The sequence below is a fragment of the Pseudomonas sp. LB3P14 genome (genome assembly GCF_054898045.1).
Genome location: NZ_CM142714.1, coordinates 1,037,404 through 1,054,387, shown reverse-complemented (window position 1 = coordinate 1,054,387; position 16,984 = coordinate 1,037,404). Strand labels below are relative to the sequence as shown.

The following is a 16,984-nucleotide window of genomic DNA, read 5'->3' as shown; positions in this document are numbered from 1 at the left end:
TTTAATCCTTACTAGTGATCGTTAGAATGGCAGTCCAAGGCATTCAGCAGTTCAGAACTGCGCAGCCTCAAGCAGGTAGAGTGACTCGCTGCCGGCCTTCACCGACGCGCTCAATGAGTGAATACGCGGCAGCAGACGGGCGAAATAGAACCGCGCCGTGCCCAATTTGCTCGCGTAGAAATCGTCCTGCGCTTCTTTGCCAAAAGCAGCCTTGGCCATCCGGGCCCACATGTAGGCGTAAGCCACATAACCGAAGACTTGCAGATACTCGACCGAGGCGGAGCCAATTTCGTTCGGGTTGTTTTTCGCCCTGTCGAGCAACCACGCGGTCAATTCGTCGAGGGTGGTCACCGCATCGTTCAGCGGCTTGGTGAACTCCACCAGGTCAGCGCAGGACCTGGCGGTGAAGCGACGAATCTCGTCCGCGAACAGGTTATAGAACGCCCCGCCGGTGCCGACGATCTTGCGTGCGACCAGGTCCAGCGCCTGAATGCCATTGGTGCCTTCGTAGATCTGGGTGATGCGCACGTCGCGAATCAGTTGTTCCTGGCCCCACTCACGGATGTAACCGTGGCCGCCGAACACCTGTTGGCCGTGAATCGTGGTTTCCAGACCCAGGTCAGTCAGGAACGCCTTGGCCACCGGGGTCAGCAAGGCCACCAAATCTTCCGCGCGTTTGCGGGTCGTGGCGTCTTCGCTGAACTTGGCGGTGTCCAGTTGCATCGCCACGTACGTCGAGAAGGCACGACCGCCTTCGTTCGAGGCTTTCATGGTCAGCAGCATGCGACGCACGTCCGGGTGGACGATGATCGGGTCGGCCACTTTGTCCTTGTTCTGCGCGCCGGTCGGCGAACGGCTTTGCAGGCGATCGCGGGCGTATTCAATGGCGTTCTGGTACGAGCGTTCGCCGGTGGCGAGGCCCTGGATACCAACCCCCAGACGTTCGTAATTCATCATGGTGAACATCGCGGCCAAACCTTTGTTTGGCTCGCCGACCAGGTAACCCACGGCCTCGTCGAAGTTCATCACGCAGGTCGCGGACGCCTGGATGCCCATCTTGTGTTCGATCGAACCGCAGTTCGCAGGATTACGCGCGCCCAGGCTGCCGTCGGCATTGACCATGAACTTGGGCACCAGGAACAGCGAAATGCCTTTTGGGCCTGCGGGTGCGTCCGGCAGCTTGGCCAGCACCAGATGGATGATGTTCTCGGTCAGGTCGTGTTCACCGCCGGTGATGAAGATCTTGGTGCCGCTGACTTTGTAGGAACCGTCGGCCTGAGGCTCGGCCTTGGTCCGGATGATCCCCAGGTCCGTCCCGGCGTGCGGCTCGGTCAGGCACATGGAGCCGGCCCAGACGCCGGCGTACATGTTCGGCAGGTACGCGGCTTTCAGCGCTTCGCTGGCGTGGGCGTTGATCGACAGGCAAGCGCCCGCGGTCAGCATCGGATACAGACCAAACGACAGGCTGGCGGAGTTGACCATTTCTTCGACCTGTGCCGAAACAGCCTTGGGCATGCCCATGCCGCCGTAGGTCGGATCGCCACCAACCCCGACCCAACCGCCTTCAGCGTAAGTCTGATAGGCCTGTGGGAAACCTGCCGGGGTGGTGACGGCACCGTCCGCCCAATGGCAACCTTCTTCATCAGCCGCACGGCTCAGGGGCGCGATGCTTTTGCTGGTGACCTTGCCGGCTTCTTCGAGAATGGCTTCGACCGTTTCCGCATCAACGGTCTCGGCCAACGCAGGCAGTTCGGCCCAGAGTTTGGCGACCTCGAACACTTCATTGAGGACGAAGCGCATATCGCGCAGCGGGGCTTTGTAATCACTCATGATGGAATGTCTCTCGAATTGTTGGGGCATTGACCACGCCCTGATTAACAGGAACGTCGACCTCAGTGGATTGCGTCACGGACTCCTTGCGGACAGATTCCATTGCTGTGGCTTGGGCCCTGGACATGACATGTCTCGGGCTGCAAAGCAGGAAGTGCGACAGCGCCGGGATCAGCACCAATGCCCCGATCATGTTCCAGATGAACATGAAGGTCAGCAGGATGCCCATGTCAGCCTGGAACTTGATTGGCGACCAGGCCCAGGTAATGACGCCCGCCGCCAGGGTGATCCCCACCAGGGCCACGACCTTGCCGGTGAAGGCCACCGAGTTCTTGTAAGCCTCGGTCAAGGACAGACCGGCACGTTGCTGGGCCAGTTGGACGCTGAGCAGGTACAGGGCGTAGTCGACGCCGATACCCACGCCCAAGGCGATCACTGGCAGCGTGGCCACTTTCACCCCCATGCCCAGCCAGACCATCAAGGCCTCGCACAAGATCGAGGTCAGCATCAACGGCACCACGGCCACGACCACGGCACGCCAACTGCGGAAGGTGATGAAACACAGCACGATCACTGCGCCATAGACGTAGAACAACATGGTGCGGTTGGCTTCACGCACGACGATATTGGTCGCCGCCTCGATCCCTGCGCTGCCGGCGGCGAGCATGAACTGGCGCTCGCCATTGCTGTGCTCGCGGGCGAAGGCATCGGCCACCTTGACCACATGGTCGAGGGTTTCGGCCTTGTGATCGGCCAGATAGGCCACCACCGGCATCATCGAGCAGTCGTTGTTGAACAGCTCAGGGTTGTTGACCGAAGCCTGTTGCGCGCCGTAGTTCAGCACATCCTGATTGCGCGCGATGGTCAGCATCTTCGGGTTGCCCTCGTAAGAGCCCGCCGTGATTTGCCGTACCGCGTTGACCAGCGACACCGTGGTCTGCACCCCGGGCTGCTGCTGCAACAACCAACCGAGACGATCGGCCTCGACCAGGGTTTCGTATTTCAGGCAGCCCTCGCTGGCGGTCTTGATCATCACCGCGAACTGGTCGCTGGAGAGCGAGTAATTGGCGGTGATGTAGGCGTTGTCCCGGTTGTAACGAGAGTCCGAACGCAGCTCGGGCGCACCGGGGTCCAGATCACCGATCTTCAACTGGGTGCTGACCATGAAGCCGCCCACTGCCAGCAGACCCGCCACCACGACTGCCCCGGTAGCCCAACGGCGTTCGGTGAAGCGATCGAGGAAACTCCAGAGATTGCCCAGGCCTTTGCCCTGTGACTCCTTGTCTTCCTGGCACAGGGTACGCGCGGCCGCCTTGCGGCTCACACCGCAATAAGACAACAGCACCGGCAACAGCACCAGGTTGGTGAAGATCAGTACGGCTACCCCGATGCTCGCGGTGACCGCCAGGTCCTGGATCACCGGAATATCGATCAGTATCAGCACGGCAAAGCCCACGGCATCGGCGAGCAAAGCGGTAAGCCCGGCCAGAAACAGGCGGCGGAAGGTATAGCGCGCCGCGACCAGCTGATGCGTGCCGCGCCCAACGTCCTGCATGATGCCGTTCATCTTCTGCGCGCCATGGGACACGCCGATGGCAAATACCAGGAACGGCACCAGGATCGAAAAGGGATCGAGTGCATAGCCGAACAGAGTGACCAGTCCGAGTTGCCAAGCTACCGCAATGACCGAACAGAGGATCACCAGCGCGGTGCTGCGCACACAGCGGGTAAAAAAGAAAATGATGGCGGTGGCGATCAGTGCGGCGGCGCCGAAGAACATCATCACTAGCATCAGGCCATCAAGCAGGTCGCCGACCAGCTTGGCAAAGCCGATCACACGGATCTTGATTGGCCCCTTGCCCTCCTCGCCTTGGCCATGAGCCTCAGCATTACCGGCGTACTCATATTTGTTGCGCAGCTGCTCTTCGAGCATGCGCGAAAAAGCGTGGTAGTCGATGGCTTCCCCGGTGACCGGGTCCTTTTCCAGCAACGGCACGAAGATCATGCTCGACTTGAAGTTGTTACCCACCAGGCTGCCAACGATGCCCGAGCGGGCGATATTTTGACGCAGCTGCTCGGCACCCTTGGCCGAACCGTCATAGGCGTCCGGCATCACCGGCCCGCCCTGGAAGCCCTGCTCGGTCACTTCGGTCCAGCGCACCGCCGGCGTCCACAATGACTTCATCCAGGCCCGGTCGACGCCCGGGGTAATGAACAAAGTGTCGTTGACCTGTTTGAGCACCTCCAGGTAGTGCGGGTCGTAAATATCGCCGTCGCTGTTCTCCACCACCACCCGCACAGCGTTACCCAACCCACGCAGGGATTGGCGGTTGTCCAGGTAGTTTTTGATGAACGGCTGGCTCTGCGGCAGCATCTTCTCGAAGCTCGCCGTGAGCGTCAGCCGGGTGGCCGCAAAATATCCCAGCAGGACGGTGACGACCAGGCAGGTCAGCACCACCAGCAGGCGGTTGTTGAAGATCAGGCGTTCGAGCAGGTTACCGGAGCGTGCATCGAAGCCCTTGAGCTCCCGGATCACCGGCATCGTATCGAGTTCGTAATTACCCATAACGTTCTTGTCTCTTTTGTTATACGACAGTGGGCTTATTCGAGAGGTAGCTGACGCAGACCACGAACACCGGCGAGTACCAGCGCACCGGAACTCGATACCTGGCCCCCGGCCACCGGCGCCAGGCCGTTTTGTGGCTGCAGTTTGAAGCTGGCACCGTCGTCGACGCTGACCAGCACGTGACCGGCCTGGCTCAGCAGGACCATACGGCCGTCGTCGGTAACGGTACTGGCGGTAATGCTCAAAGGCAGGCCGAGTTCGACCTTGTTCCAGCTGTTTCCGCCATCGACGCTGCGATACGCATTGCCGCGCAGGCCGAAGACCAGCACGGCACCGGGCTTGCCAGTGAGGCCGAAGAAGGTGCCGTTGTAGGGTGTTGGGGTAGCAATGAAACGCTCGGCCGCCGGATCAAGCTTGAGCACCAGGCCCTGTTCGCCGACGATGAACAGCTCATTGCCGACCGAACGCAGCGCGTACAGGTTCAGCGCACTCGGGTTGTCTGTGCGATCAAGCCATGGGGTCCAGCTTTGACCACCGTCATCGGTACGGAAAATCAGGTTGAAGGCCCCGACGATGTAGCCGACACGGTCGTTCTCGAACCACACATCGAGGAACGGCTTGTCGGCGCCCTCCTCGACCATGCGCTGGGATTCGATCAGCAAGTTTGCAACCGACTCGTCGTCCGGACGCATCGCGGCCTGTTGTTGGTAATAAACAAGCAATGTCGGACCGACCGCACGGCCGTCAAACTGACGATTCCAGGTTTCACCACCATCGCCGCTGTGCAACACCACCCCATCGTGACCCACCGCCCAGCCTTGAAGCGAGCTGGGAAAGTGCACGGCAACCAGATCAGAACTGACCGGTACCTGGGCCTGGTGCCACTGCTGGCCGGCATCGTCCGAATAAAAAATGTGCCCGCGCTGGCCAACCGCAACCAGACGTTTTCCAGCACTGGCCAGCCCCGTAAACGCGCCCTGGAGCGCTTTCTCAGTCTGGATGGCCGGACTGTCCAGGGTATCGGCAAACTCTGCTGCCACCACGGGTCGGGTGAACGGCAGCGCCAACGCCGCAGCCAGTGCGGCAAACGCCATCCACTTGAAGTTGTTCATAGCTGTTTCCCGGATAAAAAAGCCACCGGGAAGCTCTACCGCTTCCCGATGGAAAGTGACGCTACGGAGTTCGGTTAACGGATACCCGCGCCGGCCAGCGACTCCGGTGCCCACTGGGCTTTGGAGAGCGGCTCGATGTATTTCATGCCGCCGTACGGGCCGAACATGCCGAGGATGGTGTAGCTACCAGTGACGAGGTCGTAAATCATCTGGTTGTCCGAGTTCGGCGCCTGCACGTCATAGCTGTAGGACATGTGTGCGAAAGAACCACGGTAGAGCCGACCACTGCTGTCGTATTCATCGGAAGCCAGGGCGATCCAGCTGTCCTCGTCAAGGTAGAAGGTGCGCTTGCTATAGATATGGCGACTGCCTGGTTTCAGCGTTGCTTCGACAACCCACACGCGGTGCAGCTCCCAACGGTTCAGGTCGGGGTTGACATGGTTCGGCGTGGCAACGTCTGCCGCTGCTTTGTGGTAATTCAACTTATAAGTGTTGTAGGGAACGTACATTTCTTTCTTGCCGACCAGCTTGAAATCGAAGCGGTCCATGGCACCGTTGAACACCCACGCATCATCGTAAGTGGAATTGCCGGCAGTACCCGGATTCGGCGTGTCGTAGGCGAGATCCGGCGCCAATTTGACCCGACGTTGACCTGGCAGATATTGCCAGCCGCGACGAGGTTGTTTCAGCGGGTTGACCGCGTCCACCAGAAGGATCGCCTCGCCGGCGCGACGGGCCGGCCCCTGGTAATAGATCTTGGTCTTGAAGAAGATATCGTTCGCCTTCGCAGGCTCGGTGCGGGCCGGGTCATACAGTGGGTACTCGATAAAGCCGTTGCTGGTGGTAGCCAGGGTCGCGCGACCGGCAGAATCGACGTTCCAGTTGTCGTACTTGAAATTGAGGGCGTGCCCCTGATAGCGCAGCAGGTGGTTCCACATGGCTTCATTGCCATCGTTGGGGATCGGGAACGGCACGCCCGGCAGAGCGTTTTCCAAGGCTACACCGCCCTCGAGCAACTTGGTCCCCACGGCGTTCTTGGCAGTATTGTCCAGCAGTCGTTGCGGTAGACCCACGGTACGGTGGGTCGGGAACACATCGACGCGAAAGGACGGGTATCGCTTGAGCAGCTCTTGGGTCGTTGCCGTCAGCTTGCCGGAGAATTGAGCGGCATTCTGGCCGTTGATGACCGTCTTTGGCTTTTCGCCCTCGAACGGGTCGGGGCGGAAGGAGCTACCTTTTTCATAACTGGCTGGCGCTGTAGTCAGACCACCGCTGTAGGCCGGGATGCTACCGTCGGCGTTGCCGGCCTTTTCGGCACCGACACCTGTCAAAGTGGTACCGAGCTTGGCTGCCTGGTCAGGGGAAACGGCTGCATGTGCGCCGCCGGCGACGGCCAGCGCCAAGGTGGTGGCCAGAACTGATTTGACGAATTTCATGGAATATCTCCTGTTGCTGAGCAACGGTTCGATCAGATAGTCGTTTTGAAAGTAAAAGTGACCATGCCGCGATCCTTGAGCTGGGATGGGGTTCCGCCGAAGGCGGTGGTTTGACCAACGGCGCAGTTGTACTGGCCGTTGGCGCCTGGTGCTGCGCCGTCTCCTGGGTTGCCAGCGCTGCCTGATGAGTCGCAGGTATCGAACGGGCCGAAGTTATCCACGTACTTCAAATCGAAGCGGTACTGGCTGCGCACATCCATGCCGACACCGATCGAATAGCTGCCGGCATCCTCGTTACCGCCCAACTGCACGGCGGAGTTGCCATTGAGGCCGACGTTGTAGGTCATCGGCATGAACATATCGATGCCGGGGAAGACCTGGTACCAGGTCGGGTTGAAGTTGACGCCGAGGATGTAGTTGTCCTTGGTGACCTTGTCGGTGCCGTGATACCAACTTTCGCCCTTGAACAGTTGCTTGTTCTCGGTCACGTCCAGCCAGCGGCTGTAGCCGAGTTCGACCAGCAACGAGGAGCTGTCCCACAGCGGTGTGTCGCCAAAGGTGGTCAGACCGTTGAGCACCGCGTGCACGGTGTTGCCGCGGGCCACGCCGTTTTCGCCGTTAAAGCTACCGATAAAGCCTGGCAACCCGGCGGCGGCCGCGGCCGGGCTGACGGTGCCGGGCACGCTGGCCAGCGGCATGTTCTCGCGGTAGTTCAGGTCGAAACCGACGCTGACCCCGGCGATGCTTTTCGACAGGCTGATGCCATAGATATCGATGTCATCGACGTAGAACTGGTTGTAGCTGCCGGCATTACCCGAGATCAGCTGCGCAGGACCGACGGCAGTCGGTTGCAGGGCCAGGTTGGGCAAGATGTCGGAAGTGTTGCGGTAGTAGAAACCGAGGGTGCCATCGAGCCATTCCGGGCTCCATTTGGCCATCAGACCGAAGTCACCGCGGTCGTCCGGGGTGAACGTATGACCATTGCTCAGGCGCAGAAACTGATTGGCACCGATCGGGCCAGGCGCACCAAAAAACGGATTCTGCCCGCCGATCAGCGACAGGTTATGCCCACCGCTCTGGAGGCCGTCGTTAAAGCCCAGGTACGTGCCGGACTCCGGCAGCCGCGCGGCGTCCCAATCCAGAAAGTATTGCGCGCCGACGGTCAGTTCCGGGTTGAGCGTGAAACTGGTGGACAGCTGGTTGCGCGGAATGAACAGCTCTTTGGCTTCCGTTCCTGGAACCGCCAGCGCCTTGGAAAGATCAAGCCCGGATTGCCCATAGCTGTTGCCGTGGGCAAAGGCCAGGATACTTTCGCCCCAGTACTGGGTGTGCTTGCCGAGCTTGGCACTGAGCATCGATTCTTCGCCGACTTCCGTGCTGCCGAACACGAAGGCATCGAGGATCTCGGCCGACGGGCCGTTGTAGTAGCGATCGGCGTAACCGCTCACATGGCGCGAATCCGGCACCCCGTGGTTGAGCTGGTTGGTCGCCGCGTTGTCGCTGCCAACATCGTCGTAGGCATGGTCGTACCAGCTGTTGGCGCTGACGCGAAAGCCCGCTTTCTGTTTGTAGACCACATCCAGTTCCGAGAGCACATCCAGGCGCTGGGACACCGCACTGCCCGAAGAGAAGTTGCGGTTGCCGTCGTTATTGTTCCAGGCATTGGCCAACTTGCTGTTGGGGCTCTCGACCCGCTGGGCATAGTTGAACTTGAAGGTGTTGTCGAAACGCACTGACAGGTCTTCGTTCCCGGTGCTGATCTCCAGGGCTTGCACGGGCGCAATACCCAACCCGGTCAGGATCGCGGAAGCCAGAAGCCCTCGACGCAAGTTTGCATGGCAGATCTTATTGTTATTGTTCATCTAACGAGTTCACCTTCTCTGTGGTTCATGAAAACGCATTGAAACGGCACTGCGACGCTGTCCTTAGGTGCGCTGCAGGATGGTTACCGATACCGAGCGACCCAGCGCCGCGCTGTGCTGCAGTGCCGTCCGGGCACTTTTGTTGTGCCTGGTTAGCGCCGTGCCGCGCAGTTGCCAGACCAATTCAGTGATTTGCGCCAGGCCTGTTGCGCCAGGGGCATGACCGCGACCGAGCAGGCCGCCCGAAGCGCAGACCGAAACCTGGGCGCCGCGGATATTGCGTCTTTCGCGCACGAACGCATCCATACGCTCCTCCTGACACAAGCCCAGGGCGGCGCTGTACACCATGAAGTCGCCAACACTCTGGTCGTGCAGCTCCACCACTTCGATCTCGTCGGCACCCAGCCCGGCGTGCTCGTAAGCTTGCTGGGCGACGCGGCGAGTCGCGGCGCGCCCCAGCACATCAAGCACATTGCCGGACTCCTGTTCGGAGGCGGTGTCACTGCCACGTACGCTGGACAGCACCGCTACCCCACCCCGGGCGCCATATCGGGTGAGGAATGCCGGGCTACAAAGCAGCACCGCCGCTGCACCGCAAGCGGGCGGGCATAGATAGGGTGCGAGCCAGCCATCCATTGCAGCGCCATGGTTCAGCACGGCCAAGGGATTGGTCCTGGCGTGTGCCCTGGCTTGGCTTAGTACTTCTTCGAAGCTGGCCTGAGCCACGCCCATGCGGGTCAACAACCAGCTGGTCTGGGCAGCGAATAGCGCAGCCGGATGCTGGCGGCGAGCAAGAAAGGCCAGGGAGGCGTCAACCTGTTCGAGGCCGTCCCACGCTTGCGGGGACAAATCGTCCAGGCCGAAGAACGCCCGGTTGGACACATTCGCCGGCATGCTTTCGAAGCCCAGCACCAACGCGCATTCGGCCTCGCCGCACAACACGCTGTGGCGCGCCAACTGAAACGCGCTGGTGGCCGCGGCGCAGCCGTCACGGACCGTGAACACAGGGATGCCGGTAAGGCCGGTCTCAGCCAACGCCAGCTCGCTGCAACCGACCGCGCCGGTGACGCAAGCGGCGAACACCTGATCGACGAGGTCGTAGTCAATGCGCGCATCGTCAAGCGCCTGGCGGATCGCCCGCCCCGCCAGCGCCGCGGTACTTTCGCCAGCACCCAGCGGGACAAACGGAGTCATTCCGACCCCCGCAATCAGCACTCTTTGACTCATGGAATTTCCCTCGATAGCCGATACGCGACAGCACGTCGCTTATCGATCAGGTGTCGTGGAGCAGTGCGACGTGCGGCCGAGCAATCGATCTGCACTGCAGACGCAACGTGAAGCTCACCCTATCGGGTTTGCGCCCACCCACCCCCCTCTCGTTGGGTAGGGTGAGATGGGTCAGGGGGTTGTTTAATGGAATGGCAGGCCAGCCTTCAGTCGGCCAGAAGATACAAGGCGTGCTTATAGACGCTGTCCGCTCTTGGTCGAAGACTTCAAACCTCAGTTAGGGATGGGATACGGAGGGATTAACAAAGGGGGGCCCATGTCCCAGTGGGTACATTAAATGTCCCAACCGGTCATCCGCTGACAGGGCTCATCCAGCAGTATGTAGACGATACGCACCCAGCTTTACCCATAAAAAGAACAAGCAACTGGAGATCAAGATGCTTACGCTCCTTGGCCGTGATACCTCCGCCAGCGTCCAGAAAATCATGTGGCTGTGCGACGAGTGCAATATCGAATTCAAGCGCGAGGATGTCGACCAATACGCACCGCAATTCCTCAAGCTCAACCCCAATGGCAAAATCCCCTGCGTGATCGACGACGATTTCGCGATCTGGGAATCGAATGCCATCCTTCAATACCTCGGCACCAAGCACGCGTTGATTAGCTGGTGCCCGACCGATCTGCGGGTCAGCGCCCGCGTGCGGCAGTGGATTGACTGGTCGTCCTGCGAGGCTTATCGGGCGGCCGAACCCGTGTGGATCGGCATGGTTAAAACGCCCGTCCGCCAGCGCGACATGGCGACCATCAACGAGGGGCGCGAGACCTGGTCCAGGAAGCTCGCAATTCTCGACCAGCACCTCGCCGACAACACCTATGTCGCCGGTGACACGATCACCCTCTGCGACATACCGCTCGCGATCCTGGCCTATCGCTGGTACGGACTGCGAATGAAGCGCGAACACTATCCGAACCTGAAGCGATGGTACGACTCGATCGCAGCGCGCCCGGCGTTCCAAAAGAACGTCATCGATATCGGCATCAAATAAGCCTCTCCTTCCTCGGCACTGCGCCGAAGTCTCGGATCGGATCGAATGCGGCGCGGCTAAGTGGAAGTGGCAACACCGCCAGAGCAGCCCCCCATCCAGAGGAAATAAAAATGAGCAAGACCGTGGTTATCACCGGCGTCTCCACCGGCATAGGCTTAGCCACTGCGCAAGCGCTGATCGCGCGCGGTTATCGCGTGTTCGGCAGCGTACGCAAGGAAGCCGATGGCGTGCGCGTGCGCAATCAATTGGGCGAAGCCTTCACGCCGTTGCTGTTTGACGTGACCGACAGCGCTGCCCTGTCGGCAGCGGTGGCCCAAGTGCAGGCGGCGGTGGGTGAGGAGGGTTTGGCCGGTCTGATCAACAATGCCGGCGTAGCCCCGATGGGCCCGCTGATGCATGCCTCATTGGCGGAAGTCCGGCAGGCTTTCGAGATCAATGTCTTCGGCATGCTCGCCGTAACCCAGGCCTTTCTGCCGCTGCTCGGTGCACGTACCGGCACCCGGCATGCGCCCGGTCGCGTGGTCAATCTCAGCTCGATCAGCGGCGGCGTGGCGCTTCCGTTAGTTGCGCTCTACGCAATGACCAAGCATGCCGTCGAAGCCCTTTGCGATGGCATGCGCCGCGAGTTGTCGATCTACGGCATCTCGGTCAGTGCGCTCGAGCCCGGACCGATCAAGACGCCAATCTGGGACAAGATCCCGCAGCAACAAACCGACGGCCGCTACGCCGACACCGACTATGCCGTCGCCATGGCTGCCCTGCCGGCTTTCGCCGCCAAGGAACTCAAGAGCGCCAAGCCGATGTACGTTGTGACCGACGCTATCTGTCACGCACTGGAAGCGTCGAAGCCTAAATCGCGTTATCCGCTGGTGGGTCTGTGGTACTTGCGCAACTTTATTCCCGACCGTTTGCTCGATCGTCTGACGATCCGGCTGGCCGGACTCAAGTCGGTGCGCTAACGCGCATGGGCGTCATGTCATGGCAGGACTGCGATACGCAATGTTCTGCGAAGAGTACTTAGCATGAATCTATTTACATCCCCGTATGCGGCCGGCGAAGCATGGCTGGCCGACGTGCGACGCAACTGGCCCGGCATTCTGCTCGGTATCGTCGTCGCCATCGCCGCGACCTTCATCGCCGATGCCCGTGGCGGCCCGGCATTGCTGTACGCCCTGTTGCTGGGCATGGCATTGAACTCGGTAGCGATCCAGGGCAGCGCCAAACCTGGTATCGACTTCGCTGCGCGGCGCATTCTGCGGCTCGGCGTGGCACTGCTCGGCGCCCGCATCACGCTGGAGCAACTCGGCGGCCTGGGCTGGTTCAACGGTGGCCTGATCATCGCCGGCGTATTGCTCACCATCGGCTTTGGCATGGTGATGAGTCGTGTGTTCGGTCTGGACCGTCGCCTGGGCATCCTTACCGGTGGCGCCACGGCGATCTGCGGCGCCTCGGCGGCAATTGCCATCGCCGCAGTACTGCCCCGGGACGAAAAATCGGAACGCGAGCTAATCTTTACTATTGCCGGTGTCACGGTGCTGTCGACGCTGGCGATGATTCTTTACCCGCTCATCGTCAAGGCGCTTGGCCTGCCTGCGGACGCAGCCGGGATTTTTCTCGGCGGTACCATCCACGACGTCGCGCAGGTGGTCGGCGCCGGCTACAGCATTTCCCATGAGGTCGGCGACTATGCCGTGCTGACGAAGATGCTGCGTGTCGCGTTGCTGCTGCCGGTGGTGATGGCTATCACCATTGCCGTGCGACGCCGCAACAAGAGCGTCGAGCACCGGAGTAAGGATCCGCTGCTGCCGCCCTTCCTGATCGCTTTCGTCGTTCTGGTCGCAGTCGGTAGCCTGGGCTGGATACCACCTTCGTTGGGCACCGCGATCAATGAAGTGTCGCGCGCCTGCCTGGTGATCGCCATTGCGGCGGTGGGCCTGAAAACTTCACTGCTGGATATCCGCAAAGTCGGCCCGCGCGCTGCCCTGCTGCTTGGCACCGAAGCACTGTTCCTGGTCGGGTTCGTGTTGCTGGTGCAGAAATTCCATTAACGCTGGAGAACAATAAAAATGAAGATGGAAACGAGTACCCTCGATGGCGGTACGACAGTGGTGATACCCGGCCGCTACTACATGTTGGGTCTGTTGTGGCTGACCTATACCTTCAGCGTCCTCGACCGCTATGTGATGGGCATTCTGGTCGAGCCGATCAAACGTGACCTGGGCGTCTCGGACACCATGATGGGCTTTCTGTCCGGCACGGTGTTCGGGCTGTTCTATGCCACCCTGGCGATTCCGGTGGCGATGCTGGCCGATCGCTCCAATCGGCGCAATGTGGTCGCTGCTTCGCTGTTCATCTGGTCTGTGTGCACCGTGTTCTGTGGGATGGCCACTAACGCGGTGCAACTGGCATTGGCGCGGATCTTCGTAGGAGTCGGCGAAGCCGGCTCGACACCGCCGGCGCAATCGTTGATCGCCGATCTGTTCCCGCCGAGCGAACGCGGTAAGGCGGTCGGGCTGTTTACCAGTGGCGGCAGTCTCGGGATGGTGTTGGCTTTTACCTTGAGTGGGCTGATCGCCGGACAATGGGGCTGGCGTTGGGCCTTTATTTTGCTGGGCGCCCCGGGAGTCATTCTGGCAGCGATCATGTTTTTCACCACCCGTGAGCCTCAACGTGGCCAGACCGATCCTGCGAGCCTTTTGCAGAGCAAGGAAGCCGCACCACCCTTTTTCGCCGTGTTGCGCTTTGTATTCGGCAACCGCGGCCTGCTGCATCTCATCGCGGCCGCCACCCTGGTGGTGACCAGTACCACCCTATTGGCCTTGTGGATGCCGGCCTACCTGATCCGCAACTTTCAGGTCAGCGAAACACAACTGGGCCCGGCATTGGGGCTGGTTGTGGGCGTCGCGGGGATGCTGGGAACCATCACCGTGGGTTGGCTATCGGACCGCATATCGCGCCAAAAGCCCTCTCGTCGTGTACTGCTCGGCGCTCTGATCCAGTTGTTGGCCTGGCCATGCATGGTCGGGATATTGCTCGCTGGCGATTATGTCTCCGCGCTGTGGTCGATGCTGGTGCCAGGCTTTTTGTGCTATGCCCCGGTGGCGTTGAGCTGGGTCGTACTGCAAAACCTCTCCCCGCCACGCATGCGCGCCACTATCGTCGGCATAGGCGTGCTTATCGCCAATATCGGCGGCCTGGTGATCGGCCCGCAACTGGTAGGCCTGGCCAGCGATCTGCTGGCTGATGGCGATACCACGACCGGTTTGAGGAACGCCTTGCTGCTCGCCAGCCTGTTCTATCCGTGGGCAGCGTTCCACTACGTGCGGGCCACTGCCTTGCTCAAGCACTGAGTTGGACTGTCGATAGCAACGCACAAATCGCGACAGGCAGGCCAATCACGGCGCACCCGCCGTGACGCTCGCCTGGGTGCTTTCCCGGGAGGAATGCCTGGGTGTAATGTTGTCGGCATCGGCGTGGTGTCTCAATCCGGCCCGCCTTCTGGAGTTAGAACATGCACGGCATGGTACGTAGTGCGAGCTTCAGCAACTATGGACAAATCGCCAGCTCTGTCGGGCTCGATCCCTTGAAGATGCTTCGGGCCGCGCACGTCAATCCGGCAGCACTCGCCGACGCCGATATCATGGTCAACGCCGACGCCCTGTATTGGCTATTACAGGAGTCGGCGCGTTTGTCTGGTTGTGAAGACTTCGGCCTGCGGTTGGCCGAAAGCCGACAATTTTCGTCTTTTGGCCCATTGGCGCTGGTGCTTCGCGAAGAACCCACGCTACGGCAGGCGCTCCATTCGCTCAGCCGCTACATGTGCCTGCAAAACGAGGAAACCCAATTCCGGATGGAAGAGCATGGTGATCTCGTACTCCTGCATATCGATGCGACGTACGGACGTCATGAGCCCCGGCAGCCGATTGAAATGTTCGCCGGATTGTTGCTGCGCTTGCTTCGGGTTCTCACCGACGGGGCGCTCAATGCCGACAGTGTATGTTTCACCCATGGGCCGCCAGCGAGCCTTGTAACCTATCACCGCGTGCTCGGCCCCAACGTTCGGTTTGCACAGGAATGCAACGCTATTGTCTTGCGCACACGCGATCTCGACATGCCCATCCCGAGGGCCGATCCGGAGTTCGGCCGGCATATCAAAAGGCGACTCGATTTCGAGTTGATCGCCGATGCGGATACGCCTGATAAACGGGTACGCAAGATTGTCCGCATGCTGCTGCCGACAGGCTTGTGCACCGTCGAGCGGGTAGCCCAGCAGCTGGGCGTGGACCGACGGACCCTGCATCGGCACTTGTCGCCGGTGGGCGAAACGGCCGGGACGGTCATCAACTCAGTGCGCATCGATCTGGCCTGCGAATACCTGGCAACCAGTCAACGCTCGCTGGCCCAAATTGCTGATCTGCTCGGATTTTCGGCCGCGAGCGCCTTCTCACGTTGGTTCGCGCGCGAATTCAAGGAATCTCCATCGACGTGGCGCACGCGCACCCGCAGCCATCAGAAGGCTGCCGCGTTGCCACCCCGACTGACCGACAATGATGCAAACCCGTCTTGGTACAGGTGAGCTTCTGGCCTTGAGTCCCTAAGCTTGTCTGCGGTGGGCACGGACCGTCGCGCATCGTTGGTGCGCCGATGACTGTCCGGTGAATTGCTCTACAGGCGCGACCTTGCCAAGTATCACTGCTCGCGGACGCGAACCCTGTCACCCGCCTCTTCAACCCTCTGGAACACCGCTGCGGTGTACCGAAGGCGTGCCTGTCCCAAACTGTTAAGCCAATGTCCCCATCCGTCATTCGAGCGCTGTCCCGGGCACGGATACTGCGTCCATCCGAACGTTAGAGGAAGCCCGGGCGTGACGATTCCGTCTTGCCTGAAAAACCAAAACAACAATAGGGCCGCCATCGGGGTGGTCCGAACACGGAGACACGTCCATGACTACCCCTCGTGCACCTGCCATCGTCCGCGCCGGCTCGCTGTCTGATTCGTTCAAGGTCGAGCAACTCACCTGCTCCATCGGCGCGGAAATCAGCAACATCAATCTCGGTGTCGCCTCACGCGACACCGAGATGATGGCCGAAATCCGCAAATTGATGCTAAAACACCGGGTGCTGTTTTTCCGTGACCAGGACATCACACGCGCCGAGCATGTGGCCTTCGCTCGCCATTTCGGCGAGTTGGACGTGCACCCCTACACCCCCCTCGACTCAGAACACCCGGGCCTGCAGCAGATCTACAAATCGCCCGAGGTCCCGGACGGTGTCGGACGCTACGAAAGCGCCTTTCACTCCGATGCCACCTTTCGCGAGAAGCCACCCTTGGGCTGCGTGTTGCGCTGCATCGAATGCCCGCCCGTGGGCGGCGACACGATGTGGGCCAATATGGCGCTGGCGTATGAGGGGTTGCCGGAGCACATCAAGACCCAGATCGCCGACTTGCGGGCCAGTCACAGCCTTCAGTCCACCTTCGGCGCGAAGCTGCCAATCGAGCAACGTCGGGCTCTGCATGCCAAATACCCCGACTCCGAACACCCCGTGGTACGTACCCATCCTGAGACGGGCGAAAAAGTCCTTTTTGTCAGCGGCTACGCCACGCACTTCACCAACTTTCACACCCCCGCCAACGTGCGCTTCGGACTGGATTTCGCGCCGGGCAGCGCGCAGCTGCTGCAGTACCTGATCAGCCGGGCGTTTATCCCCGAGTACCAGGTGCGCTTCCGTTGGAAGCCGAACAGTGTTGCCCTGTGGGACAACCGCAGCACCCAGCACTTGGCCGTGATGGATTACCCACCCTGCCACCGCAAGATGGAACGCGCCGAAATCGTCGGCGACGCCCCATTCTGATCCAGTTGGTTTTTTTCATCTTCCAGGCACGAGACCTGAGTCAGGTCTCGTGT

At 60.7% G+C, this 16,984-nt stretch carries 12 protein-coding genes; 6 read left to right on the top strand and 6 right to left on the bottom strand.

Annotated elements, in window-relative coordinates; all coding sequences use genetic code 11:
• Nucleotides 1-51: 51 nt before the first annotated feature.
• The 6 genes from ACYZT5_RS04970 to ACYZT5_RS04945 all read right to left on the bottom strand — a co-directional run bounded on the left by ACYZT5_RS04970 (nucleotide 52) and on the right by ACYZT5_RS04945 (nucleotide 10,033).
• On the bottom strand, nucleotides 52-1,830 hold the full coding sequence (locus ACYZT5_RS04970; RefSeq protein ID WP_462050066.1) for an acyl-CoA dehydrogenase C-terminal domain-containing protein: 1,779 nt from the start codon (nucleotides 1,828-1,830) through the stop codon (nucleotides 52-54).
• The gene (locus ACYZT5_RS04965) at nucleotides 1,823-4,396 is read right to left on the bottom strand and encodes an efflux RND transporter permease subunit (RefSeq protein ID WP_462050065.1); all 2,574 of its coding nucleotides are present in this window, start codon (nucleotides 4,394-4,396) and stop codon (nucleotides 1,823-1,825) included. The genes ACYZT5_RS04970 and ACYZT5_RS04965 overlap by 8 nt, the downstream gene beginning before the upstream one ends.
• A gap of 35 nt (nucleotides 4,397-4,431) precedes the next feature.
• Nucleotides 4,432-5,508, bottom strand: coding sequence for a WD40/YVTN/BNR-like repeat-containing protein (locus ACYZT5_RS04960; RefSeq protein ID WP_462050064.1), 1,077 nt, complete (start codon nucleotides 5,506-5,508; stop codon nucleotides 4,432-4,434).
• Between the two features lie 74 nt (nucleotides 5,509-5,582).
• Nucleotides 5,583-6,944: a DUF1329 domain-containing protein gene (locus ACYZT5_RS04955; protein ID WP_462050063.1), complete on the bottom strand. Its 1,362-nt coding sequence runs from the start codon at nucleotides 6,942-6,944 to the stop codon at nucleotides 5,583-5,585.
• A gap of 32 nt (nucleotides 6,945-6,976) precedes the next feature.
• Nucleotides 6,977-8,806 carry a DUF1302 domain-containing protein gene (locus tag ACYZT5_RS04950; RefSeq protein WP_462050062.1) on the bottom strand — a complete coding sequence of 610 codons (1,830 nt, stop codon included), beginning with the start codon at nucleotides 8,804-8,806 and terminating at the stop codon, nucleotides 6,977-6,979.
• Between the two features lie 63 nt (nucleotides 8,807-8,869).
• Entirely contained in the window at nucleotides 8,870-10,033 is a 1,164-nt protein-coding gene (locus ACYZT5_RS04945) for a thiolase C-terminal domain-containing protein (RefSeq protein ID WP_462050061.1), read from the bottom strand.
• A 437-nt stretch (nucleotides 10,034-10,470) separates the two neighbouring features.
• Here ACYZT5_RS04945 and ACYZT5_RS04940 point away from each other — a divergent pair, with 437 nt between their 5' ends.
• From ACYZT5_RS04940 to ACYZT5_RS04915, 6 genes are all read left to right on the top strand, one after another.
• Nucleotides 10,471-11,079: a glutathione S-transferase family protein gene (locus ACYZT5_RS04940; RefSeq protein ID WP_462050060.1), complete on the top strand. Its 609-nt coding sequence runs from the start codon at nucleotides 10,471-10,473 to the stop codon at nucleotides 11,077-11,079.
• Nucleotides 11,080-11,189: 110 nt separating this feature from the next.
• Nucleotides 11,190-12,038: an SDR family NAD(P)-dependent oxidoreductase gene (locus ACYZT5_RS04935; protein ID WP_462050059.1), complete on the top strand. Its 849-nt coding sequence runs from the start codon at nucleotides 11,190-11,192 to the stop codon at nucleotides 12,036-12,038.
• 63 nt (nucleotides 12,039-12,101) lie between these two features.
• Nucleotides 12,102-13,127: a YeiH family protein gene (locus ACYZT5_RS04930; RefSeq protein ID WP_462050058.1), complete on the top strand. Its 1,026-nt coding sequence runs from the start codon at nucleotides 12,102-12,104 to the stop codon at nucleotides 13,125-13,127.
• 18 nt (nucleotides 13,128-13,145) lie between these two features.
• Nucleotides 13,146-14,429 carry a spinster family MFS transporter gene (locus ACYZT5_RS04925; protein ID WP_462050057.1) on the top strand — a complete coding sequence of 428 codons (1,284 nt, stop codon included), beginning with the start codon at nucleotides 13,146-13,148 and terminating at the stop codon, nucleotides 14,427-14,429.
• A 161-nt stretch (nucleotides 14,430-14,590) separates the two neighbouring features.
• Nucleotides 14,591-15,655: an AraC family transcriptional regulator gene (locus ACYZT5_RS04920; RefSeq protein WP_462050056.1), complete on the top strand. Its 1,065-nt coding sequence runs from the start codon at nucleotides 14,591-14,593 to the stop codon at nucleotides 15,653-15,655.
• 367 nt (nucleotides 15,656-16,022) lie between these two features.
• On the top strand, nucleotides 16,023-16,931 hold the full coding sequence (locus tag ACYZT5_RS04915; protein ID WP_462050055.1) for a TauD/TfdA dioxygenase family protein: 909 nt from the start codon (nucleotides 16,023-16,025) through the stop codon (nucleotides 16,929-16,931).
• Nucleotides 16,932-16,984 lie beyond the last annotated feature (53 nt).